Origin of the sequence: Actinomycetospora chiangmaiensis DSM 45062 (assembly GCF_000379625.1) — a bacterium.
Classification (GTDB): Bacteria; Actinomycetota; Actinomycetes; order Mycobacteriales; family Pseudonocardiaceae; genus Actinomycetospora; species Actinomycetospora chiangmaiensis.
In genome coordinates this window covers 289,626-313,630 of the sequence record NZ_KB903229.1, presented here as the reverse complement: position 1 = coordinate 313,630, position 24,005 = coordinate 289,626, and the positions used below count along the sequence as shown (strand labels likewise).

Here is a 24,005-nt window from a genome sequence, read left to right as displayed (position 1 = left end):
CGTGGCGCGCATCACGATGCGACTCGCAGTTCACATCGTGAGCGACGAGGGAGCAGACCCCGATGCCCGACTGGCCGATCTTCGACGCGACCTCGAAGACGTTCCCGCTGTACTCGCGGGCCAACGTCGGCGAGATCTTCCCGGACCCGATCTCGCCGCTGAACGCGTCGGTGGGCTTCCAGGAGTACCTCGAGCCGGGCTGGCGGGACGCGTTCGTCGCCTGCGGGGTGTGGGACCACGACGTCTACGACGCCGGCGTCGGCCGCAACATCCTCCCGGCCTTCGGCAGCTACCTCTACATCAACATGTCGCTGATGCGGCTGTTCGGCGTGCGGGTGCCGGGTATGGGCGCCGAGGCCGTCGACCTGCAGTACTTCGGCGACATGCCCGGCATCCCCAGCTACGAGAGCGAGCGCCGGGACTTCGACGACGACCCAGCGTACTCCGAGAAGGCCGGCGCCTGGCTGATGAACGACGTCCTGCTCGCGCAGGGCCTGCCCGCCTACGACGCCGACCGTGCGGAGGTCCTGGCCATCCGCGGCGAGCGACCCGACGTCGCGTCCCTGTCCGACTCGCAGCTCGTCGAACGCCTCACCTCCTTCGGCGACGTCCAGCAACGCTTCTTCCAGCACCACATCGAGTCCAGCCTCAAGTCCGGGGTCGGCCTCGGCGCCGTCGCCCAGGTCGCGGCGGCCGTCGGGCGGCCGGAGCTGGGGCTGACGCTCGTGAGCGGCATCGGCGACGTCGACTCCGCCGGACCGTCGAACGGGATGTGGAGCCTCAGTCGCCTCGCCCGGACCGGCCCGGTCGCCGCGCTGTTCGACGCGGGCGTCGCGGGGCTCGACGAGCGCATCGTCGCGTCGACCGACCCCGCCGTCGTGGCCTTCCGCGCCCAGCTCGACGCGTTCCTCGCGGAGTGGGACTTCCGGGGTCCCGGGGAGTGGGAGCTGCGGTCGAAGACCTGGGGGCTCGCCCCCGAGCTCGCCCTGCACACCGTCGACCGGATGCGGACCGTCGGCGACGACGAGGCACCCGCCGTCAAGAACGCCGCCCGGGCCGCCGAGCGGGAGGCCGCCACCGCCAGCCTGCGCGAGCTGCTGGCCGGGAACGCCGAGGCCGCCGGGCAGTTCGAGGCGGCCCTGCACGCCGCCGCCCTGTGGCTGCGCGGCCGCGAGCGCTCCCGCACCACCTCCGCGATGCTCGTGCACGAACTGCGCCTCCCGGCCCTGGAGCTGGGCCGCCGCGGGGCGGCCGCGGGCCACCTCGACACCCCCGAGCAGATCTACATGCTGTTCGCCGAGGAGCTCGGCGACTACCTCGCGAACCCCGGCGCCTTCACCGCTGTGGTGCGCGAGCGCGAGCAGGTCTACCTCGACCTGTTCGACCACGAGCCGCCGTTCGTGGTGGTCGGCGACCCGCCCCCGCTCGCCGAGTGGAAGCGCCGCTCGGCCCGGACGCGCACCACCGCGCAGGTCGGCGAGGTCATCCAGGGCGTCTCCGGCTGCACGGGCGTCACCCGCGGGCGCGCCCGCATCTTCACCGACCCCGACGACGACGCCGAGCTCGAGCCCGGCGACATCCTCGTCGCGCCGATCACCGACCCCTCGTGGACGCCGCTGTTCGTCGCCGCGTCCGCCGTCGTGGTCGACGTGGGCGCGCCGTTCTCCCACGCCGCCATCGTCAGCCGGGAGCTCGGCATCCCCTGCGTGGTCTCCGCGAGCGACGCCACCGGCCGCATCCCCGACGGTGCGACGATCGAGGTCGACGGCACCGCCGCGACCGTGACGATCATCGGCTGACCGATGACCGCCACCGGGCCCGCCGCGACCACCCCGGCCGACGGGCCGGTGGCGGTCGTCCGCCGCTACCTCGACGAGATCTACCACGCGGGGGACGTGGAGCTCGTCCGCGAGATCACCGCCGAGGTCCTCGCCGGTGACGACGCCTTCGCCGTCCTCGTCTGGACCGCCCGCGGACGCACCGCCGACCGGCTCCTGTCCGGAATCGAGGTCTTCCGTGTCGTCGACGGTCGCATCACCGACGTCTGGAACACCCCCTACTCCACCGAACCCTGGGCCTGATCCGACAGCCCGGAAGCGAGCGCGCCATGAGCCTCACCGCACCCCCCGCCGTCCCAGTGCTGGACACCACCGACGAGATCGACGACGCCTGGCTGACCGCGGCCCTGTCCGCGCGCCACCCGGGCGTCGAGGTCCGGGGCGTCACCGCCCGGCCGATCGGGGCGGGCAACGTCAGCGACACCGTGCACCTGACGATCGACTACGGGACGCGGCCGCCCGGCGCGCCCGAGGCCGTCGTCGCGAAGTTCCGGCCGCGCTCGCCGGAGGTGCACCAGCACGGCCTGGGCAGCGGCGCGTACCACCGGGAGATCGGCGGCTACCGCGCCATCACCGAGCGGGGTGCGGCCCGCATCCCCGTCCTGTTCCACGTCGACGGGGACGAGACCAACATCAACCTCGTCATCGAGGACCTCACCGACGCGACGCCCGGCAACCAGGTCGCGGGCTGCGGGGTCGACGAGGCCGCCGCCGTCCTCACCCAGCTCGCGCGGCTGCACGCCACGTTCACGCCGCAGGACCCCGCCACGGCACCCGCCTGGCCGATCCGGATGACCGAGGCCGCGGACTACTGGAGCCCGAGCGTCCGGCGCGGGGCCGCCCTCGTCGCCGACCGGTTCCGCGACCGCCTCCCGCAGGCCGACCTCGACGTCGTCGCGGCCGCCGCCGACATCGCCCACGACTGGCACCTGCTGCCCCAGACGCGCCTCACCCTCACCCACGGCGACCCGCGGGTGGACAACGTCCTGTTCGAGCACGTCTACGGCGGGATCCGGGCGGTCCTCATCGACTGGCAGGTGACGGGGCTGCGCAACCCGATGTACGACGTGGGCTACTTCCTCTCCGGCAGCCTCGACGCCGACCTGCGCCGCGTCCACGAACGCCGGCTCATCGAGGACTACCTGCGGCAGTTCGGCGCGATCGCCCCCGGCTACTCCCCCGAGGAGGCGTTCGAGGACTACCGCACGCAGGTCCTCTCCGGGCTCATGATCACCACCGCGGCGGTGGCCCTGCTCCCCGACGTCGAGCAAGTCAACACCCTGATCCTCGCTCTGCTCGAGCGGAACTGCGCCGCGGCCCACGACTGGGACGGCATCGCGGCGACGCGCTCGCGCAGCGCGCGATGAGGCATCCCGAGCTGGGCTTCTACACGCTCGGCGGCCAGCCGTCGTCCCCGCGGGAGATGCTCGACGAGGTCCGGCTCGGCGAGGAGCTCGGGTTCGGGTCGGCGTTCCTCTCCGAGCGGTTCTCCATCAAGGAGGCCGCGTCGCTCTCCGGGGCGATGGGGGCGATCACCACCGAGCTCCGGGTGGCCACCGCGGCCACCAACCACCACACCCGCCACCCCGCGGTCACGGCCGCCTGGGCGACGACGATGCACCGGCTCACCGAGGGTCGCTTCACCCTCGGGCTCGGACGCGGCCTCGCCCCCCAGCTCCGGGCCTTCGGGCTGCCCCCGGTGACCACGGCGCAGCTCGAGGACTTCATCGGCCTGATGCGCCGGCTCTGGCGGGGCGAGACGGTCTTCGACCACGACGGGTCGGCCGGCCGGTGGCCCGCACTCCGGCTCGACCCGACGTTCGACGAGGACATCCCGATCGCTCTCACCGCGTTCGGGCCCCGGACCCTGGCGCTGGCGGGGCGCGCCGCCGACGCCGTCGTGCTCCACACCTTCTTCAGCGACGAGACGACCGCGCGATGCGTGCAGACGGTGCGGGAGGCGGCTGAGCGCGCCGGCCGCGACCCGGCGTCGGTCGCGGTGTGGTCGTGCTTCGCGACGGTGCCCGACCACCTCCCCGAGGAGGTCCGCCTGAAGCGCACGGTGGCCCGTCTCGCGACCTACCTGCAGGTCTACGGCGACCTCCTCGTCCGCACGAACGACTGGGACCCGGCCGACCTCCGGCGGTTCCGGGCCGATCCCGTGGTCGCAGGACTCGGCGGCTGGGCCGACATCGTCGCCACCCGCGACGAGATCGAGCACATCGCGACGGTGCTGCCCGAGGCGTGGCTCGCCCCAGCAGCGACCGGCGGTGCCGCAGAGTGCGCGAAGGCCGTCGCCGCCCAGTTCGACCTGGGCGTCGACGGCGTCATCCTGCACGCGTCCACCCCCGCCGAGCTCGCACCCGTCGTCGGGAACTACCGGCCGCGGGCCTGAACCGTCGTCCGGGCCGTGACGACGGCGCCGAGGCGTGAGACCGCCTCGGCCAGCAGCGCGGGCGGGCCGGGGCGCCGGACGACGATGCCGTCGACCAGGCCCTCGGCCAGGGCCTCGGCGGCCAGGTCGGCCGCGAGGTCCATCCCCGGGGCGGGGTCCTCCCCGGCCGCCCGCATCCGGGCGAGGACGTCGTCGGGGAGGACGACGTCGGGCACCTCGTGGCGCAGGTGCTCGGCCTCGGCGAAGCCGGACAGCGGGGCGAGCGAGAGCAGGACGGGCACCGACACCCCGGCGCCCGCGAGGACCCGGCGGAGCCGGTCGAGCTCGTAGACCGGCCGGGTCACGAGGAACTCCGCGCCCGCCTCGACCTTCAGCCGCACCCGGTGCATCTCCCGCTCCAGGTCGTCGGTCCCGGGCGTCACGCGGACCCCGACCCGGAACGGGGTCGGTGTGACACGCAGACCGTCCGCGTCGACCCCCGCGGCCAGCGACGCCGCGAGCCCGACCAGGCCCACCGCGTCGACCTCCCACACCCCGTCGCGCACCGCCCGGTCGGCGTGCACCGGCGGGTTGCCGGTCTCGGTGACGATCGTGTGCAGTCCCAGCGCGTCGAGCCCGAGCAGGTCGGCCTGCAGCGCCATCCGGCTGGTGTTCCAGCTGGTCACCGTGAGCGCGACGTCCGCGTCGAGGGCCTCGTGCACCCCGGCGGCGACCCCCGCCGTCGTGATCCGGGGCCGACGGGTGCGCTCGCGCCCCGCCCACAGCGCCCCGGCCCCGGCCGCGAGGGCGGCGCGGCCGCGGGCGACGTGCACGTCGAGGTCGTCCGCGCCGGGTCCGGTCACCTCCGCGACGAGCAGCGGGTCACGACGGGGCGCGTCGAGCCAGCGGGCCACCGCACCGCGGCCCGGTCCCTCCCCCGGTGACAGCGGAGCGTCGTCGCTGCCACTGGACGACAGCGACGACGCTCCGCTGCCACGGGCTGGGGACGCGACCCGCGAGATCGGGAGCACGACCGGCTCGTCCACGACCGGCCCGCGCGCCAGCTCGGCGGCCGCGGCCGCGACGTGGGCCGGCGTGGTCCCGCAGCAGCCGCCGACCAGCCGCGCGCCGGCCGCGACGTACCGCGCCGCGTAGCGACCGAAGTGGGCGGCGTCGGAGGCGAAGCGGACGCTCCGGTCGGACACGACGTGCGGCAGCCCGGCGTTGGGCAGCGCCGTCACCGCGATCCCCTCCGGCACCGCGGCCACGAGCCGGCGGACCACCGCGAGCAGCCCCTGCGGCCCGAGCGTGCAGTTGGAGCCGAGCGCGAGCGGGCGGAGCGCCCCGACGACCCGCGCGACGTCCTCGGGGGTCTCGCCGTGCGTCGTCACCGGCCCGCCGTCCTCCTCGACGAACGTCGCCTGGGCGATCACCGGCAGGTCGGTCGCCGCGCGGACCGCCTCGACGGCCTCGGCCAGCTCGTCGGCGTGCGCGAACGTCTCGCACACCAGGACGTCGACCCCGCCCTCGGCCAGGGCGGCCGCCTGCTCGCGGATGGCGGCCCGCACCGCGGCGGGCTCGACCGGCCCGGCCAGGCGCGGAGAGGTCGCCGGCGAGATCGACCCCGCGACGAAGGCGGGGCGGCCGGCGTCGTCGAGGGCCTCGCGCGCGAGCCGCGCGGCGACCACGTTGATCTCGTGGACCTGACGGGCCAGGCCGTGGCGGGCCAGCCGCAGGCGGCTCGCCCCGTAGGTGTGGGTCTGGATCACCTCGGCGCCCACGTCGAGGTAGCGCCGGTGCAGGGCGCCCACCAGCTCCGGGGCGAGCAGGACGAGTTCGCTGACCGCACCCTCCGCGCGGGCGCCGGTCGCCTGCGCGAGCGTGCCCATCGCGCCGTCGCCGAGCAGGGTGCCCGCGGCCAGGGCGTCCGCGACGTTCACCGGGACCCCTCGTCCATGTAGCCGAGGATCTCGAGGGCCACCTGGGCCGCGAGCCGGTCGGAGTAGTGGTCGAGCACGAGCCCGGACAGCTCCTCGGCGCGGCGCAGCCGGTAGCCGATGGTATTCGGGTGCACGGAGAGCGCCCGCGCGGTGCGCTGCGGGCTGCCGTCCTCCCGGAAGTAGCGCGCCAGGGTGCGCACCAGCTCGCCCGCGCGCTCCGAGGAGCCGTCGACGAGCCGCCCCAGCACCTCGCGGGCGAAGGCGCGGGCGTCCTCCGGGTCGGGGACCTGGAGCAGCAGCCGGTGCACCCCGAGGTCCTCGAAGCGCACGAGCCGCCCCTCGCGGCCGAGCCGACGGGCGGCCTCGACCGTGCGCCGGGCCTGGTCGTAGGAGCGGGCGAGCCCGGCGAGGTCGTCGACGGCCCGTCCGAGCCCCACCGTCACCGGCCACCGGCCCCCGCCGCGGACCAGCCCCGACGCGAGGCGCGCCGCCAGGTCGTCCGGGTCCACCCCGGCGGGGACGACCGCCACGAGCTCGCTGTCGCGCAGGACCGCGAGGAGGTCGGGGACCAGCCGGCCGAGCCGGTCGCGGGCGGCCGCGAGCAGGCCTGCCGCCGCCCCGTCGTCGGGAACGAGGACCATCACGCGGGCGCCCGGGACCTCGAGCCCGAGGTGCTCGGCCCACTGCGCCGCCTCGCTCGCCGACCGGGCGCGGCCCAGCAGCAGCCCGGAGAGCAGGTCGTCCCGGACCTGACCGGCGGCCGCGGCGAGCACCCGCTCCCGGCCCAGCAGCACCCCGACGATCGTCGCGGCGTGCTCGGTGGCGAGCAGCAGGACGTCGTCGGCGGCGCTGCCGTCGAGGGCGGCCGGGCGGGACCGCCGGGCGGGGTCCTCCTCGGCGAGCAGCACCGCCGTCGTCTCGCCGGCGACCTCGACCGGCACGACCACCCGCACCCACGTGCCGCGCCCCGGGACGCGCATCGCCCGGCCGCCACGCCGCGCGGCGTCGAGCACCCGGGCCCAGCGCGGCTCCGCGATCTCGGCGCGCAGCACCGCCGCGGCCCGCACCTCGTCCACCCCGGGGGCGGACGCGGCGAGCACCGGCCACGTGTCGTCCACCCCGACCACGGCGGCGACGGCGCCGAGCTGCTCGGCGAGCAGCCGGGTCACGGCCACGGGCCCGTCGTCGGCCGCGGCGAGCCCGGAGATCCGGCGGTGGAGCAGCACCAGCCCGCGCAGCGTCTCGGCGGGCGGGTCGGACGCCGGGCGCGGGGCACCCGTCGTCGGGCCGTCGGTCACCACCACCGGTCCAGTGTGCCGCGCGTGGGCACGCGCGAGAGGGTGATCACGACATCCCCGTCGACAAGGAGTGCCCGTGGCCCGCATCGCCGTCGTCTTCTACTCCGCCACCGGAAACGTCGCCGCCCTCGCCGAGGCCCTCGCCGAGGGCGCCCGCGGCGCGGGGGCCGAGGTCCGGGTGCGGCCGGTGGCCGAGCGCGCGCCCCGTGAGGCGATCGAGGCCAACCGCCGGTGGAAGGCGTGGGTGGACGACAACCCGTACGACACCGTCGCCTCCCTCGACGACCTCGAGTGGGCCGACGGCATCGCCCTCGGCAGCCCCACCCGGTTCGGCGGGGCGGCCGAACAGCTCAAGTCGTTCATCGACACCACGGGCGGGCTGTGGGCGCAGGGCAAGCTCGCGGACAAGGTCGGCACCGCGTTCACGTCGGCCTCCACCGGCCACGGCGGTCTGGAGACGACCACCGTGGCGATGAACATGACCTTCTACCACTGGGGCACGTTGATCATGCCCCTCGGCTACGCGGCCGACCCGTCGCTCATGTCCTCGGGCAACCCCTACGGCGCGTCCTGGGTGTCGCGGAAGTCCGCGGCCCCCGACGACGAGGCCCTCGGCGCCGCCCGCGTGCAGGGGGCGCGGCTCGCGCAGGTGGCGGACAAGCTCGCGGGATAGGCCGGTCCCGATGCAAGCAATGCGTCACTGCTTGCACTGGACGCCAGAAAAGCCGCATCGTCGCCACGCCGCGCGACGGTGCGGTTCTACTGGCACTGGGTGCAAGCAGTGACGCATTGCTTGCACGGGGGTGGGTCAGTCCAGCGCGCGCCGGACGAAGCCCCGGATGCCGATCGCCCCGAACAGCACGCAGGCGAACACGAGGGCCGCGATGCACAGCCACGTCGGCAGGTGCGGGATCTGCGGGGTCAGCACGCCCCGCAGGCCCTCCGCGACGTAGGTGATCGGGTTCAGCGCGCAGATCACCTGGAACCAGCGCAGCGACCCGATCTGCAGGAACGGGAACTGCGTGGACCCGGTGAACAGCAGCGGTGTGATCACGACGGCGAAGACGATGTTGATCCGCCGCGGGCTGACCGACGTGCCGATCACCAGCCCGGACGCGCCGCCCGCGAGGGCCCCGAGCACGAGCAGCAGCGCCGAGAGCGGCAGCCCGGCGAGGTTCCACGAGACCTCGTCCAGCACGAGGTAACCGACCGGGATCATCACCAGCGACCCGATCAGACCCCGGATCGCGCCGAACACGATCTTCTCCACCGCGACCATCCGCGTGGACAGCGGCGCGAGCAGCCGGTCCTCGATCTCCTTGGTGTAGCTGAAGTCGATGACCAGCGGCAGCGCCACCGCCTGCACCGCGACGAGGAACGCATTGAGGGCGAGCAGTCCGGGCAGCAGCAGCTGGGCGTACCCGGGCGCGATGTAGCCGAGCTCGGAGAGCACCTTCCCGAACACGAACAGCAGGAAGAACGGCTGCACCAGCACCTGGGAGATGAAGCTGCCGAGCTCCTTGCCGGTCACCGCGACGTCGCGGCCCAGCACCCCGAGGAACGCCCGCCGCGGGGAGACCCGGCGGAACGGCTCGGTCTCCGTCACGGCCGTCATCACGGCCCGTTCCGGCTCCGCTGCGCTGCGCGTCACCGCAGTCCCCTCCCGGTCAGGTCGATGAAGACGTCCTCCAGCGTGGGCTCGCCGAGCCCGACGTCGGACACGCGGCCACCCGCCGTCGTGACCTCCTCCAGGAGACCCGGGAGTGCGGCGCCCGCCTCGCCCTCGACGCGGACGCGGAGCCGGGAGGGTCCCTCGTCGGGCGTCGCCAGCACCTCGGCGCCCGCGACGCCCCGGACGACGCCGAGCCGGCCGCGGAGCTGCTCCGGGTCCAGGCCGGTGACGTCGAGATCGACGGTGGCGGACCCGGAGAGCCCGGCGACGAGGTTCGCGGGCGTGTCGAGCTTCAGCAGCTCGCCGTGGTCGACGATGCCGACACGGTCGGAGAGCTTGGCGGCCTCGTCCATGTCGTGGGTCGTGAGCACGATGGTGACGCCGCTCGCGGCGAGCTCGGCGACCCGGTCGTGCACGAAGAGCCGCGCCTGCGGGTCGAGGCCGGTCGAGGGCTCGTCGAGGAACAGCACCCGCGGGTCGTGCATCAGGCCGCGGGCGATGATCAGCCGCTGCGCCTGGCCGCCGGAGAGCTGGTCGGGGTTGGTGCTCGCCTTGTCCGACAGGCCCATGCGCTCGAGCAGTTCGTCGGCCAGCGGACCGCGCCGGGCCCGCGGCACCCCGTGGTAGGCGGCGTGCCAGACGAGGTTGCCCTTCGCGTCGAGGCTGCGGTCGAGGTTCGGACGCTGCGGCACGACGCCGATGACCGACCGCGCCCCGACCGGGTCCGCCGTCACGTCGATGCCGGTGACGGACGCGCGGCCGGACGTCTTGCGGACGCGCGTGGTGAGCACGCCGATCGTCGTCGTCTTGCCCGCGCCGTTCGGGCCGAGCAGGCCGAACACCTCGCCGGGCGCGACGGCGAACGAGACGCCGTCGACCGCGTTGACCGTGGCCTTGGGGTAGCGCTTCACCAGGTCGACGACCTCGACGGCGGGCGTGGCGGTCCGCCCGGCGTCGGTGGCCGTGGAGGTGGGATGCGTCTGGGTCGACACGTGCGGCGACGCTACGCGGAGGTCGTGGGGCGGGGCATCTCGATACCGGGTGAGCACTCCCGCGAGGGTGCGACCTCGAGCATGGTTCAGGTCAAGCCGGACCTGGGAGCGTGAGGGGAACCCTGGCGCCACAAGAGCGCCCGATTCTTCCCCTCACGCGCGGCTGCTCCGTGCGTGAGGGCAGGATCCGAGCGCTCTTGTGGCACGAGGGTTCCCCTCACGCCGGAAGGGCCGGAAGCGCCGGACTCAGCCCGCCGCGCGCCCGATCGGCACCGCGACGAGGCGCGGCCCGTCCCCGTCGCGGCCGCGTTCCAGGGCGGCGCGCAGCTCGTCGGCGGAGGACACCGACTCGGCCGGGACGCCGTACCCCGCGGCCAGGGCGCAGAAGTCGACGGGCGGCAGGTCCAGCCCGGGCGCCTTCGGCGTGTTCTCCCGGGAGGCGAACCACTTGAGGATCGCGTACTCGCGGTTCTCCAGGACGAGCACCGTGACCGGTACGCCGAGCATCGCGGCCGACCCGAGTGCCTGGATCGCGTACTGCATCGAGCCGTCGCCGATGGCCGCGAGCACGGGGCGGGACCGGTCGGCCAGGGCCACGCCGACCGCGGCGGGCAGCCCGAAGCCGAGCCCGCCCGACGTCGTGAAGAAGGACGTGGCCGGCCGGGAGACCGGGCGGCGGTCGTGCAACGCGCCGCGGTTCGAGGGCGACTCGTCGACCACGACGCCGTCGGCGGGCCAGACCGACCCGACGACGTCGAACACCTCCTCCGCGGTCAGCGTGCCCGGGACGGCCGACGCCTGCGCGGCCGCCGCGGACGGTGCGGATCCGGCGGGCCGCCGCGACGACGGCGCCACGCGCTCCAGAAGCGCGCGCACGACGGCGACCGGCGAGGCCACCAGCGCGTCGCCCATGGGCGCGCGGGCGGCCTCGTCGGGGTCGGACGTGACGTGGAGCAGCGTCGTGCCCTCGGGCAGGAACCCGCCGGGCACGTAGGGGTAGTAGCGGAAGACGGCGGTGCCGAGGACGAGCACGACGTCGTGGGCCGCGAGCGTCCGGGACACCGGCGCGATCGCCATCGGCAGGGCGCCCCGGTACTGCGGGTGGTCCTCCGGGAACCCGACGCGGCCATCGGCGGGCGGCCCGTAGACCGCGCAGCCCAGTCGTTCGGCCAGCACCACGGCGTCGTCGAACCCGCCGCCCGCATCGATCTCGCCCCCGACGACGAGCGCGGGGGCCGACGCGCCGTCGAGCGCGGCGACCCACGCGTCGAGACCGGCGGGCGCGAGGGGCGCCGTGACCCGTCGTCGGGACGCCCGCTGCGCCACCTCGAGATCGTCGCCGGTGAGCTCGACGTCCCAGTCGTCCATCGGGATCGACACGAACACCGGGCCGGTGGGCGGGGTGGTCGCGACGTGGATCGCCCGGGCCAGGGTCGCGACGACGTCCTGGGCCCGGGGCGGCTCCGCCGAGTACTTCACGGTGGGACGCGGGAGCTCGGTGGCCCGCGGGTTCGCGAGCATCGCCTCCAGCGTCATCATCGGCCGGACCTGCTGGCCGGCGGTGACCACGAGCGGGGTCTTGTTGGCCGCCGCGTTCACCAGCGCGCCCACCGCGTTCCCGAGCCCGGGGGCGGTGTGCAGGTTGACCAGGGCGGGCCGACCGGTCGCCTGGGCGAAACCGTCGGCCATCCCGACGACGACGGCCTCCTGGAGCCCGAGGACGTAGGTGAAGTCGTCGGGGAAGTCCTGGAGCATCGGCAGCTCGGTGGAGCCCGGGTTGCCGAAGACCGTCGTCATGCCGTGCGCCCGGAACAGCTCGAGCGCGGCGTCCCTCACGGTGAGCGTCACGCCGCAGGGTCTACCCCGCGGCGCGACCGCTCACCAGGTCTGCGCGGGCACCGGCGCGGGCAGGTGCAACCTGCTCACGCGGACGACCACGTCGCGCAGGTCGTCGGAGTCGAAGTTGCGACGCAGCTCCTCGGCGCGGAGTGTCGCGGCGACCCCCTCGTAGGGGCCGTGCGCATCCATCTCACCGGTCTCCGGGTCGAACACCAGGACCACGTAGCCGTCGCACTCGTCCAGATCCGCCGCTGCCGCCAGCAGTGCCGCGGGCCGTTCGTTCAGCACGATGATCACCTCCGCTGCGTTCATCGCCACGATGACGGCCCGTGTGACAGCGTGGGAGGAAGATGCCACCTTCGGGGGACTGCTTCCATCCGGCGGCGTGTCGGGGTGACACCCGGACGGATGCCTCCCCACGGCGCGTTCGGACCTGTGCCGTTAGCGTCGCGTCCATGGCTCCCGACGACGCCGCGCCGACCACCGACCGCCCGTCGTCCCCCACCCCGTCGGACGCCGACGCCATCACCCCGTTCGTGCTCGACATCCCCGCCGACCAGGTCGCTGACCTGCACGAACGTCTGCGTCGGGCGCGCCTGGCCGAGCCGGAGCCGGTGGCCGACTGGTCGCAGGGCATCCCGGCGGACGTCGTCGCCGACCTGGCCCGGGCGTGGCTCGAGGACCACCAGGTCCGGGCGTTGTCCGACGAGCTCAACGCCCTCGGGCAGTACCGCACGGAGATCGACGGGCTCGGCATCCATTTCCTGCACGTAGAGTCACCGCGCGCTGACGCACAGCCACTTCTGATCACGCACGGGTGGCCCGGCTCGGTGGTCGAGTTCCTCGACGTCGTGGGCCCCCTGACGACGCCTGACGACCCGGCGTGCCCTGCTTTCCACGTGGTCGCGCCCTCCCTGCCGGGCTTCGGTTTCTCCGACAAGCCCACGACGACGGGCTGGGGCATCGACCACGTCGCGGACGCGTGGGCCGTCCTCATGTCCCGTCTGGGCTACCCCCGCTTCCTCGCACAGGGTGGCGACTGGGGCGCCATGATCACGACGGCGCTGGGCGTCCGGCACCCCGACCGCGTCGCGATGCTCCACACGACGATGCCGCTAGCCGAGCGGCCCGAGGGCGCGCGGACCGAGGACCTCCCCGAGCTCGAGCAGCGCTGGCTCGCGCAGGCCCGGGAGTTCCGCGAGGTCGGCAGCGGCTACTCCGGCCAGCAGCGGACCCGCCCGCAGACCCTGGGCTACGCGCTCGTGGACTCGCCCGTCGGCCAGCTCGCGTGGATCGCGGAGAAGTTCGGGGTGTGGACCGACGGCGGGCTCGCGGCCGTGGACCGCCGGCGCCTGCTCGACAACGTGGCCGTCTACTGGTTCGGCGCGTCCGGGGCGTCGTCGGCCCGGATGTACTGGGAGAACGCGCAGGTCGACCGCCGCTCGGAGGTCACCGTGCCCGCCGCGATCTCGATCTTCCCGGCCGAGATGGCGAAGATACCGCGCTCGTGGGTCGAGGCGCGCTACACCGACGTCCGCCGCTGGAGCGTGCTGGAGCGCGGCGGGCACTTCGCCTCGCTCGAGGTGCCGGAGGTGTTCGTGGCCGAACTCCGGGAGTCGTTCCGCGGGGTGGTGTGCTGACCCGGTCCGACGCCGGGCTGCGGCGCCTGGCGCCGTACCTCGCCGAGCACCGCGGCACGCTGCTCGTCGTCGCGGTGCTCTCCCTGCTGACCGCCGGCACCTCGCTGGCGCAGCCACTGCTCGTGGGACGGGTCATCGCGACGGTGCAGGGCGCGGGTCCGGTGCTGCCCGCTGCCGCCGTCCTCGTGGCGGTCCTGGTGGGCGGGGCGCTCGTCGGAGCGGTCCAGTCGTTCCTGCTGCAGCGCACGGCCGAGGGCGTGGTGCTCTCGACGCGGCGCCGGCTCGTGGAGCGGGTGCTGCGACTGTCGGTCCCCGAGTACGACGCCCGCCGGACCGGCGACCTGATCTCCCGGATCGGCTCCGACACCACGCTGCTCCGCGCGGTCGTGACCTCGGGGCTCTTCGAGCTCGCCAGCTCGGTGGTGGTCGTGGTGGGGGCGGCCGTCGCCATGGCGCTGGTCGACCTCGTCCTGCTGGCGGTGACGCTGCTGGCCGTCGCGGCCGGGGTCGTCGTCATCGGGGCGGCGTCGCGGCGGCTCCGGGCGCTGTCGACGCTCTCCCAGGCACGGGTCGGCGAGATGACGGCCGCGGTGGAGCGGGCGCTCGGGGCGGTGCGGACCATCCGGGCCAGCGGGGCGACCGAGCGGGAGGTCGCCGGGGTCGTCGGCGCGGCCACGGCCGCCTACGGGGTCGGCGTGCGGACCGCGCGACTGCAGGCGCTGGTGTCCCCCGCCGTCACGATCGCCACCCAGGGCTCGTTCATCGCCGTGCTCGGGATCGGCGGGGCCCGGGTCGCGGCCGGGGAGCTGACGGTCGGCGAACTCGTGTCCTTCGTGCTCTACCTCTTCCTGCTCGTGCTGCCGTTCGCGCGCCTCACGCAGGCCTGGACGCAGCTGCAGACGGGGCTCGGGGCGCTCGCGCGGATCGAGGAGGTCGTCGCCCTCCCCGGAGAGACCGCGGCTGACGTCGTGACGTCGCCGCGGTCGGTGGCCGCCGCCCCCGCGCTCGAGCTCCGGGACGTCGACTTCCGGTACCCCGACGGCACCGTGGTGCTCGACGGGGTCTCCTTCGCCGTGCCGCGCGGCACCCGGACCGCGCTGGTCGGCCCGTCGGGGGCCGGCAAGTCCACGGTCTTCGCGCTCGTCGAGCGCTTCCACGACGTGAGCGGCGGCGCCGTGCTCGTCGACGGGATCGACGTGCGGGACCGGCCCCGCGCGGTGCTGCGGGCCCGCCTCGGCTACGTCGAGCAGGAGTCGCCCGCCCTCGCCGGCACGCTGCGCGAGAACCTCGTGCTCGCCGCGCCCCACGCGCCCGAGGCCGACCAGCTCGCCGTGCTCGCGGCGGTCAACCTGTCCGGCCTCGTCGAACGCTCCCCGCTCGGGCTCGACGCCCCGGTCGGCGAGGGCGGCGTCCTGCTCTCCGGCGGCGAGCGCCAGCGGCTCGCGATCGCCCGCACCCTGCTCGCCGAGCCGTCGCTCATGCTGCTCGACGAGCCCACCGCCAGCCTGGACGCCCGCAACGAGCAGGCGCTCAAGGAGGCGATCGACGTCGCGGCGGCCGCCGACCGGACCCTGCTGATCGTCGCCCACCGGCTCTCGACGGTCGTCGACTGCGACCAGATCGTGGTCCTCGACGACGGCCGGGTCGCGGCGGTCGGGACGCACGCCGAGCTGCTCGCGGTCAGCCCGCTCTACGCGGAGCTCGCCCGGTCGCAGCTGCTGCTGTGACGCGCCCCCGGGATGGCAGCGGAGCGTCGTCGCTGCCACTGGGTGACAGCAACGACGCTTTCCTGCCATCCGATGTCAGGTCAACGACACGAGCGGATCGGCCCGGGTCAGCTCCGGATCGTCCGCGGCGAAGGTCTGCGCGCGTCCCGGCCCGGTGGAGCGGGTCTCGAACCGCACGGTGACCCGCCCGTGCCCCGCGCCCTGCACCCACCCGTGCCCGTACGTCGGGTGGGCCGCGTCGTCCCCGGTGCGCCACGGCCGCTCGGGGGCCGGCGCCGGGTCCTCCTCGATCTCCGTCCCGACGACCGGTGCGGTCACCTCGACGACGGGCTCGGCGGTCTCGAACAACGTGCCCTGCACCGCCGTCGTCAGGCCGGCGTAGGACACCCCGACGAGGCGGACCCCCGCCTCGGGCAGCGCGTCGACGGCGAGCCGTTGGGCCACCGCCGTGAGCGCCGGCAGGTCGGTCGACGCGACGGTCGAGGTCTCCGAGCGGGTGTGGGTCACGAAGTCGCCGCCGCGGACCTTCACCGTCACCGTCCGGGCGGCGCGCGACGAGGCGACGAGGCGCCGGTGCGCGGAGGCGGCGAGGTCGGCCACGGCGCGTCGGACGCCCGCCACGTCGGAGAGGTCGGTGTCGAACGTCGTCTCCGCGCTGACCTGCTTCGCCTCGCCCCGCTCGGTCACCGCGCGGTCGTCGACCCCCTGCGCGAGGCGGTGCAGCGCGGTGCCGACCGCCGACCCGAGCAGCGCCGTCACCTCGGCCGCGGGCATCGCCGCGAAGGCCGCGATCGTGGTGACGCCCGCCCGCGCGAGTGCGGTCTCGGCGACCGGCCCGATCCCCCAGAGTGCCCGCACCGGCAACGGGTCGAGCAGCGCCCGCTCCCCGCCGTGGGCGACGACGTGGACGCCGTCGGGCTTGGCCAGCCCCGAGGCGATCTTCGCGACCTGCTTGCCCGAGCCCGCGCCGACCGACACCGCGAGCCCGGTGGCCTCACGCACCTGCGCGCGCACGCCCTCGGCCCAGGCCCGGACGGCGTCGGCACCTGCCCCGGCCAGCGCCGCCGGCTCGGCGAACGTCTCGTCGTAGGCGACCTGCTCCAGCACCGGCGCGGCGGCGCGGACGACGGCGAAGAACGACTCCGAGAGCGTCCGGTAGACCGCCGTGCGGGGTGGGAGCGCGACCGCGGTGGGGCACGCCCGCCGCGCCTGCGCCATCGGCATCGCCGAACGCGCCCCGAACGCCTTCGCCTCCCCCGAGGCGCCCGCGACGATACCCCGCGGCCCGAGCCCGCCGACGAGCACCGGCCGGCCGCGCAGCGTGGGACGGGTCAGCTGCTCCGCGGAGGCGAAGAACGAGTCGAGGTCCAGGTGGACCACCCACCGACGTCGATGGTCGAGCTGCGCTCCGCTCCGTCTCCCCCCGGTCACGACGGCGGGTGGCTCCAGATCAGGTCGGCCCCGCCCAGCAGGTCGGCCGGTGTCCCGCTCCACGTCACGCCGACCGCGGTCAGCCCGTGGCGCCGCGCGGCCGCGACGTCGGTGGGCGCGTCGCCGATCATCGCGGCGTCCGCCGCCCCCTCGGGCAGCACCCGCCCGAGCCCGAGCAGCGCCTCGAGGAGCACCTCGTCCTTGCCGGCCACCCCCGGGCCGGTCCCGGCGACGTGACCGAACCAGCCCGACCACCCGAGCCCGTCGACGAGCCGCCGCGCGAGCGGTGTCGAGGCCGACGTCGCGACCGCCATCTCGACGCCCGCGCCCGACCACGCGGCGAGGAGCGCCTCGACCCCCGCGACCGGTCTCGTCGTCCCCCGCTCGAGCAGCGTGCCGTCGAGATCCCAGACGACGCACGACCAGGGACAGCTCAGCACGCGAACGAGGATTCCATGGTTGGTTCCCCCTGCGGCGGACCATCCCCGGCCCATGGGTTACGACGTCACGCAGGTCCAGAAGTCCCTCGGCGGATTCGACTACCCGGGGGACCCCGAGCAGCTCGCCGAGCACGCCAAGTCGAAGGGCGCCGACGACCAGCTGGTCGAGACGCTGCGCGGCCTCGACAAGGAGCAGTTCGACGGCCCGAACGCCGTCATGAAGAAGCTGAGCGAGGCCGGCGTCCTGGGCGGCGGCTCCTAGCAGCCCGGTCCTGACGACGGGTCCGCTCCGGACCCGTCGTCAGGACCTGCGTGATCGCCCCGATCAGCGGGGCATCGTCGGGATGCGGCGCTCGACGACCTCGCGGGCACCCTCGATCGTGCCGTCGTTGGCCCAGTCCGACTCGTCGAGCCGGGACACGTTCCACCCGCCCGGCCGCACCCGCGTGCCGTACAGGAAGACGTCCTTCTCCTGCACCCATTCGATCTCGTAGTCGATGGGCTGTTCGCTCTGCGACTGCCAGGTCCAGACGGCGCCGGACCGGCGGCTCGACTCCCGGACCTGCCGGCCGTCGATGTCGATGGTGCTCACGGCGTTCCTCCCCAGGACCCGGCCGACACCACCGGGCGTCCGACCGACCTGCGCCGATCGGACCATCAGCCTACCGCTCTTTGTCTCGTCGCGAGTCACCGAGGCCGTTACGCCGCGGGACCCCAGCCCTCGCGGCACAGCGCCCCCACGATGCGTCGGGCGTCGGCGCGGTGGGCGTCCGAGCGGTGCGAGGTCCAGCTCCACTCCGTGCACTCGCGGTGGAGCAGGTCCGCGACGACGGTCGTGGCGTGCTCCCGGTCCTCGACCGCGACGTCCGCGGCACGCGCCTGCGCGTGACGCAGCAGCGCGTGGGCGGGGGTGGTGGTGGACGACGTGCTCATCGCGAGCCTCCTGTCGTCGGGGTCCTGACGGCGGGTGGAGGTCCACCGGCGGGACTCGGAGGGGGAGACGTGCAGCAGGGCGGCGACGGCGGCGCGGTGCACTGATCGCAGGGTGGCCTGCCGCGCGCCGACGGGAAACGGCAGGGGGAGCAACGACACATCGTCTGGGCCGTCCGGAGTCGCGGCGGTCACGATGAGGCCATGACCGCTCCGTTCACCGTCGAACTCGACCCCACCCCCGGCCGTCGGCAGGGCGAGGAGCAGTTCCTCCTCCACCGCGACCGCGGCACGCAGCGGGTGGTGCTGCACGACTACGCGACCGTGTACGACGTGCCCGGGCTGTACGAGGAGGTCGTGCAGCGGCAGCTGCAGTGCGCCTCACCGGCGACCGTCGCCGACGCCGCCGTCGAGGCCGGCGCGACGCTCGGGCTCGAGCCCGGCGCGCTGCGCGCGTTCGACCTGGGCGCGGGCAACGGCGTGGTCGGCGAGGAGATGACCGCCCGCGGCATCACCGTGGTGGTCGGCGCCGACGGCATCCCCGAGGCCCGCGACGCCGCGCACCGTGACCGGCCCGGGCTCTACGCCCACTACGTCGTCGGGGAACGGCTGGAGAGCGCCGAGGTCGCCCGGCTCGTCACCGAGGAGCAGCTGAACGCCCTCGTCGCGGCGGGCGCCGTGGGCGAGGGCCACGTGCCGGTGGACGCGCTGGACGAGCTCTGGTCGGCCTTCCCGACGAACTCGGTGCTGGCCCTCACGCTCAAGGACGCCCCCGACGACCACGACGTGTCCGACGTCGAGGCGATGATCTCGGCGCGCGAGGACACCCGCATCGTCGTGCGCCGCACGTTCCGCCACCGGCTCTCGATGGCCGGGAACGAGCTGTACTACCTGGTGCTCGCGGCGGTGAAGAGCTAGTCGGCGAGGCCGCCCCGGATCACCTGCAGGTGCGGGCGGCGGACCATCACGGGGGCGGGCAGCGGTGCGCCCACGGCGTGGGCGGGCCGTCGTCGCCGCGGCCGCAGGCAGACGAGCTCGTTCACGAGGTCGTCCGCCAGCTCCTCGGTGAGCACGCGGTCGAGGTCGTAGTCGTCGAGGACCTCCCGGCCCCGACGCCACGACGCATGCTGCCCGTTCCTGATCATCACTGACATCGTCGGCGCTGGTCGGGCGCCTCCACAGGCCTGATGCCGTATGGAGTGATGACTCGATCGAGGGCCGTTTTCCGACGCGCCGCCCCCGGTGGGGCACCCGATCGTCGGCGTGGCGTCCCCGTCGGAGGACCAGGTGCGGATCACGCGACCCTCCGACAGGATCGGTCCATGAGGACCCATGCCGTGGCGATCGTCGGCTCGGGCCCGTCGGGCTTCTACGCGGCGGGCGCCCTCCTCGACTCGGAGGACCCGCCGGTGCGGGTCGACATGTACGACCGGCTCGCCACCCCGTGGGGCCTGGTCCGCGCCGGGGTCGCGCCGGACCACCCGAAGATCAAGTCGGTCAGCGGCCAGTACGAGAAGATCGCCGCCCGTCCCGGGTTCCGGTTCTTCGGGCACGTCCACGTCGGTGAGGACGTCACCGTCGACGAACTCCTCGAGCGCTACGACGCCGTGATCTACGCGGTGGGCTCGCAGACCGAGCGCCGCCTCGGCATCGACGGCGAGGACCGGCCCGGCAGCCTGGCCTCGGTCGACTTCGTCGGCTGGTACAACGGCCACCCCGACTTCGTGGACCTCGACCCGGACCTGGCCGCCGACCGCGCCGTCGTCATCGGCGCCGGCAACGTGGCGCTCGACGTCGCCCGCATGCTGCTGCTCGGCGAGGCCGACCTGCGGGCCACCGACACCGCCGACCACGCCATCGCGTCGTTCGTCGGCTCGTCGGTCCGCGAGGTCGTGGTGTGCGGCCGGCGCGGCCCGGTCGAGGCGGCGTTCACCACCACCGAACTACGCGAGCTGGACGAGATCGACGGCCTGACGACCGTCGTCGACCCCGCGCAGATCCCGTCCGCCGACGGTGACGCCGAGCTGGCCAAGGGCACCCGCCGCAACGTCGAGATCCTGCGCGGCTGGGCCGACCGCGGACCCGACCCGGACGCGCCGCGACGGATGGAGTTCCGCTTCCTGCGCTCGCCGCTGCGCATCCTCGGCGAGGGCGACGACGGGCCCGTGACCGGTGTCGAGCTCGCCGTCAACCGGCTCGAGACCACCGAGGACGGCCGGGTGCGCCCGGTCGACACCGGCGAGCGGGAGACCGTCGAGTGCGGCCTCGTGTTCCGCGCCGTCGGCTACAAGGGCGTGGCCCTGCCCGGCGTCCCGTTCGACGAGGGCTCCGGCACGATCCCGCACACCGAGGGCCGGATCGAGGGCCGCGAGCGCGAGTACGTCGTCGGCTGGATCAAGCGCGGGCCCACCGGGATCATCGGCACCAACCGCAAGGACGCCAACGAGACCGTCCGCGGCCTGCTCGCCGACCTCGCGACCGGCGCACGCGACGGGGCCGCCGTCGCGAGCGCGGAGGAGGTCGAGGAGTGGCTCTCCGGCCGCTGCCCCGACCTGGTCGACCTCGACGGCTGGGAGGCCATCGACGCCCACGAGCGGGCCGCCGGGGAGCCCGGGGGCCGGCCGCGGGTGAAGCTGACCGACCGGTCGTCGTTCATGGACCTGATCCGCTCCCGGTAGGCCCCCGTTCGCAGGCGCCCGCGCGCCGCCTCGTCGCCGTGATCCACCGCGACCGGGCGGCGGGCCGCTGACCGGACGCCGCGACCGGTCGGGCCCCCGTTCCGACGGACGTGCGCACCCGGGTCGGTCCGGATGCGCGGGCGTCCGGCGCGGTCGGCCGACCGCACTCGGCCCTCGGCACCCACTTCGCACGACGACGGTGCGCCCGTGCCCCGGACCGGGCACGCCCGCGCATCCCGGGGACCCTCCCCGCGGACGACGCACGAGGGAGTGCCATGAGCGAGCCCGACGACACCATCCGCCTGCTGGGCGGCTTCCCGCGGCCCGACCGCACTGCGGCCGCCATCCTCGTCGACGACATGTTCGACGTCCTCGAGCGCATGCTCGCCGCACAACGCCGCTTCGCCCAGGCGATCCTCGCCCCGGCCGAGGTCACCGCGGTCGCCGCCGTGACGCCCGCGGGCGAGTCGGGTGGGGGCCGCGCGGTCGGCTCCCGGAGCGAGGCCGACGGCCGGGTCCCGGAGGCCGACGTCGACACCGACGGCGACACCCTCGCGGGCCGGAGCGGGGACCAGTCCGACGAGGGCGAGGACGTCGTCGCGGACGACTCGTCCGACGACCGGACCGACGAGACCGTCGACGAGGACGAGACCGACGAGGCCGAGGACACCGCCGGGTCGGTCGACGACGACACCGACGACGAGGCTGAGGCCGAGGACGTCGAGCCCGCCGACGAGGACGAGGTCGTCGACGAGGACGAGTCCGACACCGGGGACGAGGACGAGCCCGAGGAGGAGGCCGAGGATGTCGCCGCCGAGCCCGTCGACGAGGACGACAGCGACGAGACCGAGGACGAGGTCGAGGACACCACCGGGGCGGTCGACGACGTGACCGACGACGAGCAGCCGGAAGCCACCGTCAGCGACACCGCCGACGAGTCCGACGACGAGGAGATTCAGGACTCCGACGCCGACTCCGACGACCGGTGGGACGACGACGGCGGCGACGACGGCGGCCCCGACGTCGACAGCGCGACGGACGACACCGAGGACGACACCGACGAGGACGACGGCGACTCCGAGGACACCGACCTGAGCTCGGAGGACGTCGACGACCGGGCGGACGACGACACCGACACGACCACGTCGCAGGTCGACGACCAGGCGGGGAGCGCCGAGGCCGCCGAGGACGGGGGCGCGTCCGGGGTCGCTCCGCGCGCCGACGGAGGCGCCAGGTCCACGCGGACCCGCTCCGACACCCAGACACGCAGCACCGGCTCGGGGCAGCGGCGCAGCCGCTCCACCCCGGAGTCGACGCGTCGGAACCGGGAGGGCCGGTCGGATGCGGACTCGCCGGCCGCGGGCGGCACGCGACGGAGCGAGGGCCAGCGGACGCGGCGGGCGACGTCGTCGGTGATCCGCACCGAGGACGAGAGCACGACCCGGCAGCCCGCGCGCCGCGCGTCCACCGGTCGTCCCGCCCGCCGCCGCTCCGAGTAGGCCGCACGATCCCGCGGCGCCGCGCGGCGTGATCGCTCGGCGAACCCGTCGCGCGGCCCGATCGGGTCTACGCGGTGTCGGACGCCTCGTCGAGGTCGATCCGGCGGAGGTCCCGGGCCTCCGGTGAGGCCAGGATGTCGGTGACGTAGCCGATCACGTGGTGGCGGATCTCGGCGTCGAGGTTGCCGAGCCGACGGACGAGCACCCCGCCGATCCCGGAGGTCCGGGTCTCGAGCGCGATGTCGCCCGGCCCGATCTCGTCCACCTCGACGACGACGTGGTCGGCGTCGGGCGCGAGGCACGCCTCGAGGCCGATCCGCACCGTCATCTGCGCCTCGACCGGGACGGCGCGGCCGCCGATGTCGACGGTGAGGTCGAGCTGCACGGGGACGTGCACCTCGGTGTAGGTGTCGTCGACCTGCCGACCGCGGAGCTTCCCGACCACGCCGACCGCCCGGGCGGTGGCCATCCCCCCGGGCCCGGCGGGGACGGGACCGAAGGCGATGCGGTCGCCGATCAGCCCGGAGATGTCGCGCACCGCCCGCTGCGGGGTGGCGATCGCGGCGAGGATGGCGTCGCGCTCGCTCACGCCGGGACCTCCGTCATGACGGCGAACGGCGGGGTGGACGTGCCGGCGATCCGGTAGCGGCCCCACGGGTCGACGTCGGACAGCTCCCCGACCGCCTCGCCCTGCGGCGTGACGACGACGGCCTGCGCCCGCTTCCCACCCAGGGCGGCCTCCAGCCCCGTGTGCACCGCGACCCGGCCGTACCAGTGGTACCGGCCGTCGAGCGGCTCGACGTACCCGCGCAGCGTCACGTCGACCTCGAACTCCTGCCCGTCGGCCAGCCGCAGCGACCCGGGCCCGCGGTACCCGTCCTCGTCGTCATGGTCGTGATGACCCCCGTCGCTCCAATCGTCCCTGATGCGATCCCCGGTGGTCGTCATCGATCCCCGTTCCCAGCCTCGGCGACATCGGACTCGCTGCTCCCGGACGATTTTCCGGGAGACATCTGGATCACCTTGTTGATCTCCAGCGGCACGTTCGGGTCGATGACGACGTCGCGCTGCCGCGCGAACCCGTCGATCGCCGCCCAGACGAGCACCGTCAGGTACTCGACGACGGAGTCCCGGCTCATCGAGCGGCGCTCGAGCCACCACTCCGCCGTGTTCTGGACGAACCCGACGATGCCGTAGGCCCAGGGCTCGGCCGCGCCGGAGTCGAGGCCGAAGGACCGCAGGTAGTCACCGATCAGCGCGGACAGCGCCGTCGCGATGAGCTCCTTGTCGGCCTGGACCACGTCCTGGCCGTGGCCGTGGCGCGCCAGCACCCAGTACAGGTTCGGGTAGTCCTCCAGCGTCCCGAGCACCGCGGCGATCGACTTGCGGATGCGCGGGAGCGGGGCCTCCTCGGAGTTCAGCGCCGGGATCAGCCGGTCGAGCAGGATGTGCGTCCCGCGCTCGCCCATGGCCTCCACGAGGTCGGCCTTGTCGGAGAAGTGCCGGTAGAGCACCGGCTTCGTGACGCCGGCCTCGATGGCCACTTGCTCGATGCCGAACTCGGGTCCGACCTCGGCGAGGACCCGCATCGCGGCCTCGACGAACTCCGCGCGGCGCTCCTCGCGGTGCTTCGTCCAGCGCGTGCGACGCCCGTCACGAGAAGGGGGCGTACCGCCCTGTCTCGGCTTGACACCGTCGGCCATGGGC

General features: G+C 74.6%; 25 protein-coding genes. 11 read left to right on the top strand and 14 right to left on the bottom strand.

Features of this window, described 5'->3' with window-relative positions:
* Window positions 1-62: 62 nt before the first annotated feature.
* The 4 genes from A3CO_RS0114945 to A3CO_RS0114930 are packed head-to-tail and all read left to right on the top strand — an operon-like array spanning window position 63 to window position 4,233.
* On the top strand, window positions 63-1,799 hold the full coding sequence (locus A3CO_RS0114945; protein WP_018333053.1) for a PEP-utilizing enzyme: 1,737 nt from the start codon (window positions 63-65) through the stop codon (window positions 1,797-1,799).
* 3 nt (window positions 1,800-1,802) lie between these two features.
* Window positions 1,803-2,081, top strand: a complete 279-nt coding sequence (locus A3CO_RS0114940) for a hypothetical protein (RefSeq protein WP_018333052.1) — start codon at window positions 1,803-1,805, stop codon at window positions 2,079-2,081.
* Window positions 2,082-2,107: 26 nt separating this feature from the next.
* Window positions 2,108-3,205, top strand: coding sequence for a phosphotransferase family protein (locus A3CO_RS0114935; RefSeq protein WP_026204628.1), 1,098 nt, complete (start codon window positions 2,108-2,110; stop codon window positions 3,203-3,205).
* Window positions 3,202-4,233 carry a TIGR03857 family LLM class F420-dependent oxidoreductase gene (locus A3CO_RS0114930; protein ID WP_018333050.1) on the top strand — a complete coding sequence of 344 codons (1,032 nt, stop codon included), beginning with the start codon at window positions 3,202-3,204 and terminating at the stop codon, window positions 4,231-4,233. The genes A3CO_RS0114935 and A3CO_RS0114930 overlap by 4 nt, the downstream gene beginning before the upstream one ends.
* On the opposite strand, the gene A3CO_RS37550 is transcribed toward A3CO_RS0114930, so the two are convergent.
* On the bottom strand, window positions 4,215-6,152 hold the full coding sequence (locus A3CO_RS37550) for a homocysteine S-methyltransferase family protein (protein ID WP_018333049.1): 1,938 nt from the start codon (window positions 6,150-6,152) through the stop codon (window positions 4,215-4,217). The genes A3CO_RS0114930 and A3CO_RS37550 overlap by 19 nt on opposite strands.
* Window positions 6,149-7,456, bottom strand: coding sequence for a PucR family transcriptional regulator (locus tag A3CO_RS0114920; protein WP_018333048.1), 1,308 nt, complete (start codon window positions 7,454-7,456; stop codon window positions 6,149-6,151). Before A3CO_RS0114920 ends, A3CO_RS37550 begins: the two co-directional genes overlap by 4 nt.
* A gap of 64 nt (window positions 7,457-7,520) precedes the next feature.
* Here A3CO_RS0114920 and wrbA point away from each other — a divergent pair, with 64 nt between their 5' ends.
* Window positions 7,521-8,123, top strand: coding sequence for an NAD(P)H:quinone oxidoreductase (gene wrbA, locus A3CO_RS0114915; protein ID WP_018333047.1), 603 nt, complete (start codon window positions 7,521-7,523; stop codon window positions 8,121-8,123).
* 135 nt (window positions 8,124-8,258) lie between these two features.
* Here wrbA and A3CO_RS0114910 read toward each other — a convergent pair whose 3' ends face one another.
* The 4 genes from A3CO_RS0114910 to A3CO_RS0114890 all read right to left on the bottom strand — a co-directional run bounded on the left by A3CO_RS0114910 (window position 8,259) and on the right by A3CO_RS0114890 (window position 12,265).
* Window positions 8,259-9,101, bottom strand: a complete 843-nt coding sequence (locus tag A3CO_RS0114910; protein ID WP_018333046.1) for an ABC transporter permease — start codon at window positions 9,099-9,101, stop codon at window positions 8,259-8,261.
* Window positions 9,098-10,114, bottom strand: coding sequence for an ABC transporter ATP-binding protein (locus A3CO_RS0114905; protein ID WP_018333045.1), 1,017 nt, complete (start codon window positions 10,112-10,114; stop codon window positions 9,098-9,100). The genes A3CO_RS0114910 and A3CO_RS0114905 overlap by 4 nt, the downstream gene beginning before the upstream one ends.
* A 246-nt stretch (window positions 10,115-10,360) precedes the next feature.
* Window positions 10,361-11,962 carry a benzoylformate decarboxylase gene (gene mdlC, locus A3CO_RS0114895; RefSeq protein WP_018333043.1) on the bottom strand — a complete coding sequence of 534 codons (1,602 nt, stop codon included), beginning with the start codon at window positions 11,960-11,962 and terminating at the stop codon, window positions 10,361-10,363.
* Window positions 11,963-11,992: 30 nt separating this feature from the next.
* Window positions 11,993-12,265 carry a hypothetical protein gene (locus tag A3CO_RS0114890; protein ID WP_018333042.1) on the bottom strand — a complete coding sequence of 91 codons (273 nt, stop codon included), beginning with the start codon at window positions 12,263-12,265 and terminating at the stop codon, window positions 11,993-11,995.
* A gap of 143 nt (window positions 12,266-12,408) precedes the next feature.
* Between A3CO_RS0114890 and A3CO_RS0114885 the strand changes: the two genes are divergently transcribed.
* Both A3CO_RS0114885 and A3CO_RS0114880 read left to right on the top strand, forming a co-directional pair.
* Window positions 12,409-13,593: an epoxide hydrolase family protein gene (locus A3CO_RS0114885; protein WP_018333041.1), complete on the top strand. Its 1,185-nt coding sequence runs from the start codon at window positions 12,409-12,411 to the stop codon at window positions 13,591-13,593.
* Window positions 13,587-15,320, top strand: coding sequence for an ABC transporter ATP-binding protein (locus A3CO_RS0114880; RefSeq protein WP_018333040.1), 1,734 nt, complete (start codon window positions 13,587-13,589; stop codon window positions 15,318-15,320). The genes A3CO_RS0114885 and A3CO_RS0114880 overlap by 7 nt, the downstream gene beginning before the upstream one ends.
* Window positions 15,321-15,395: 75 nt before the next feature.
* Here A3CO_RS0114880 and A3CO_RS0114875 read toward each other — a convergent pair whose 3' ends face one another.
* Window positions 15,396-16,700 (bottom strand): DNA polymerase IV, encoded by a 1,305-nt coding sequence (locus A3CO_RS0114875; RefSeq protein ID WP_018333039.1) that lies wholly within the window; start codon window positions 16,698-16,700, stop codon window positions 15,396-15,398.
* A 47-nt stretch (window positions 16,701-16,747) separates the two neighbouring features.
* Window positions 16,748-17,191, bottom strand: coding sequence for an HAD family hydrolase (locus A3CO_RS32395; protein ID WP_018333038.1), 444 nt, complete (start codon window positions 17,189-17,191; stop codon window positions 16,748-16,750).
* A 52-nt stretch (window positions 17,192-17,243) separates the two neighbouring features.
* Here A3CO_RS32395 and A3CO_RS0114865 point away from each other — a divergent pair, with 52 nt between their 5' ends.
* Window positions 17,244-17,453 (top strand): DUF2795 domain-containing protein, encoded by a 210-nt coding sequence (locus A3CO_RS0114865; RefSeq protein WP_018333037.1) that lies wholly within the window; start codon window positions 17,244-17,246, stop codon window positions 17,451-17,453.
* A gap of 63 nt (window positions 17,454-17,516) precedes the next feature.
* Here the strand turns inward: A3CO_RS0114865 and A3CO_RS0114860 are convergent, their stop codons facing one another.
* Together A3CO_RS0114860 and A3CO_RS0114855 are read right to left on the bottom strand one after the other, a co-directional pair.
* Window positions 17,517-17,783 carry a hypothetical protein gene (locus A3CO_RS0114860; RefSeq protein ID WP_157647585.1) on the bottom strand — a complete coding sequence of 89 codons (267 nt, stop codon included), beginning with the start codon at window positions 17,781-17,783 and terminating at the stop codon, window positions 17,517-17,519.
* Between the two features lie 107 nt (window positions 17,784-17,890).
* Window positions 17,891-18,226, bottom strand: coding sequence for a hypothetical protein (locus A3CO_RS0114855; protein ID WP_026204623.1), 336 nt, complete (start codon window positions 18,224-18,226; stop codon window positions 17,891-17,893).
* A gap of 99 nt (window positions 18,227-18,325) precedes the next feature.
* Between A3CO_RS0114855 and A3CO_RS0114850 the strand changes: the two genes are divergently transcribed.
* On the top strand, window positions 18,326-19,039 hold the full coding sequence (locus A3CO_RS0114850; protein ID WP_018333034.1) for a class I SAM-dependent methyltransferase: 714 nt from the start codon (window positions 18,326-18,328) through the stop codon (window positions 19,037-19,039).
* On the opposite strand, the gene A3CO_RS0114845 is transcribed toward A3CO_RS0114850, so the two are convergent.
* Window positions 19,036-19,266 (bottom strand): hypothetical protein, encoded by a 231-nt coding sequence (locus A3CO_RS0114845; RefSeq protein WP_018333033.1) that lies wholly within the window; start codon window positions 19,264-19,266, stop codon window positions 19,036-19,038. The two genes, A3CO_RS0114850 and A3CO_RS0114845, sit on opposite strands and share 4 nt — an antisense overlap.
* A 177-nt stretch (window positions 19,267-19,443) precedes the next feature.
* Here A3CO_RS0114845 and A3CO_RS32390 point away from each other — a divergent pair, with 177 nt between their 5' ends.
* Both A3CO_RS32390 and A3CO_RS35905 read left to right on the top strand, forming a co-directional pair.
* Complete coding sequence (locus A3CO_RS32390; protein WP_033414413.1) at window positions 19,444-20,799, top strand: FAD-dependent oxidoreductase; 1,356 nt, start codon at window positions 19,444-19,446, stop codon at window positions 20,797-20,799.
* 275 nt (window positions 20,800-21,074) lie between these two features.
* Window positions 21,075-22,298, top strand: coding sequence for a hypothetical protein (locus A3CO_RS35905; RefSeq protein WP_020508843.1), 1,224 nt, complete (start codon window positions 21,075-21,077; stop codon window positions 22,296-22,298).
* Window positions 22,299-22,365: 67 nt separating this feature from the next.
* On the opposite strand, the gene A3CO_RS0114830 is transcribed toward A3CO_RS35905, so the two are convergent.
* Genes A3CO_RS0114830 through A3CO_RS0114820 form a run of 3 tightly spaced genes read right to left on the bottom strand, consistent with a single transcriptional unit; the run spans window position 22,366 to window position 24,001 of the window.
* Window positions 22,366-22,887, bottom strand: a complete 522-nt coding sequence (locus tag A3CO_RS0114830) for a hypothetical protein (protein WP_018333031.1) — start codon at window positions 22,885-22,887, stop codon at window positions 22,366-22,368.
* Entirely contained in the window at window positions 22,884-23,246 is a 363-nt protein-coding gene (locus A3CO_RS0114825) for a DUF4873 domain-containing protein (RefSeq protein ID WP_018333030.1), read from the bottom strand. Before A3CO_RS0114825 ends, A3CO_RS0114830 begins: the two co-directional genes overlap by 4 nt.
* Window positions 23,243-24,001, bottom strand: coding sequence for a TetR/AcrR family transcriptional regulator (locus A3CO_RS0114820; protein WP_026204621.1), 759 nt, complete (start codon window positions 23,999-24,001; stop codon window positions 23,243-23,245). The genes A3CO_RS0114825 and A3CO_RS0114820 overlap by 4 nt, the downstream gene beginning before the upstream one ends.
* Between the last annotated feature and the right edge of the window lie 4 nt (window positions 24,002-24,005).

Coding starts and splice junctions, on each gene's coding strand:
- A3CO_RS0114945 (WP_018333053.1), top strand. CDS start 63: ATGCCCGACTGGCCGATCTTCGACGCGACCTCGAAGACGTTCCCGCTG.
- A3CO_RS0114940 (WP_018333052.1), top strand. CDS start 1,803: ATGACCGCCACCGGGCCCGCCGCGACCACCCCGGCCGACGGGCCGGTG.
- A3CO_RS0114935 (WP_026204628.1), top strand. CDS start 2,108: ATGAGCCTCACCGCACCCCCCGCCGTCCCAGTGCTGGACACCACCGAC.
- A3CO_RS0114930 (WP_018333050.1), top strand. CDS start 3,202: ATGAGGCATCCCGAGCTGGGCTTCTACACGCTCGGCGGCCAGCCGTCG.
- A3CO_RS0114890 (WP_018333042.1), bottom strand. CDS start 12,265: ATGAACGCAGCGGAGGTGATCATCGTGCTGAACGAACGGCCCGCGGCA.
- A3CO_RS0114885 (WP_018333041.1), top strand. CDS start 12,409: ATGGCTCCCGACGACGCCGCGCCGACCACCGACCGCCCGTCGTCCCCC.
- A3CO_RS0114865 (WP_018333037.1), top strand. CDS start 17,244: ATGGGTTACGACGTCACGCAGGTCCAGAAGTCCCTCGGCGGATTCGAC.
- A3CO_RS0114850 (WP_018333034.1), top strand. CDS start 18,326: ATGACCGCTCCGTTCACCGTCGAACTCGACCCCACCCCCGGCCGTCGG.
- A3CO_RS0114845 (WP_018333033.1), bottom strand. CDS start 19,266: ATGATCAGGAACGGGCAGCATGCGTCGTGGCGTCGGGGCCGGGAGGTC.
- A3CO_RS32390 (WP_033414413.1), top strand. CDS start 19,444: ATGAGGACCCATGCCGTGGCGATCGTCGGCTCGGGCCCGTCGGGCTTC.
- A3CO_RS35905 (WP_020508843.1), top strand. CDS start 21,075: ATGAGCGAGCCCGACGACACCATCCGCCTGCTGGGCGGCTTCCCGCGG.
- A3CO_RS0114825 (WP_018333030.1), bottom strand. CDS start 23,246: ATGACGACCACCGGGGATCGCATCAGGGACGATTGGAGCGACGGGGGT.
- A3CO_RS0114820 (WP_026204621.1), bottom strand. CDS start 24,001: ATGGCCGACGGTGTCAAGCCGAGACAGGGCGGTACGCCCCCTTCTCGT.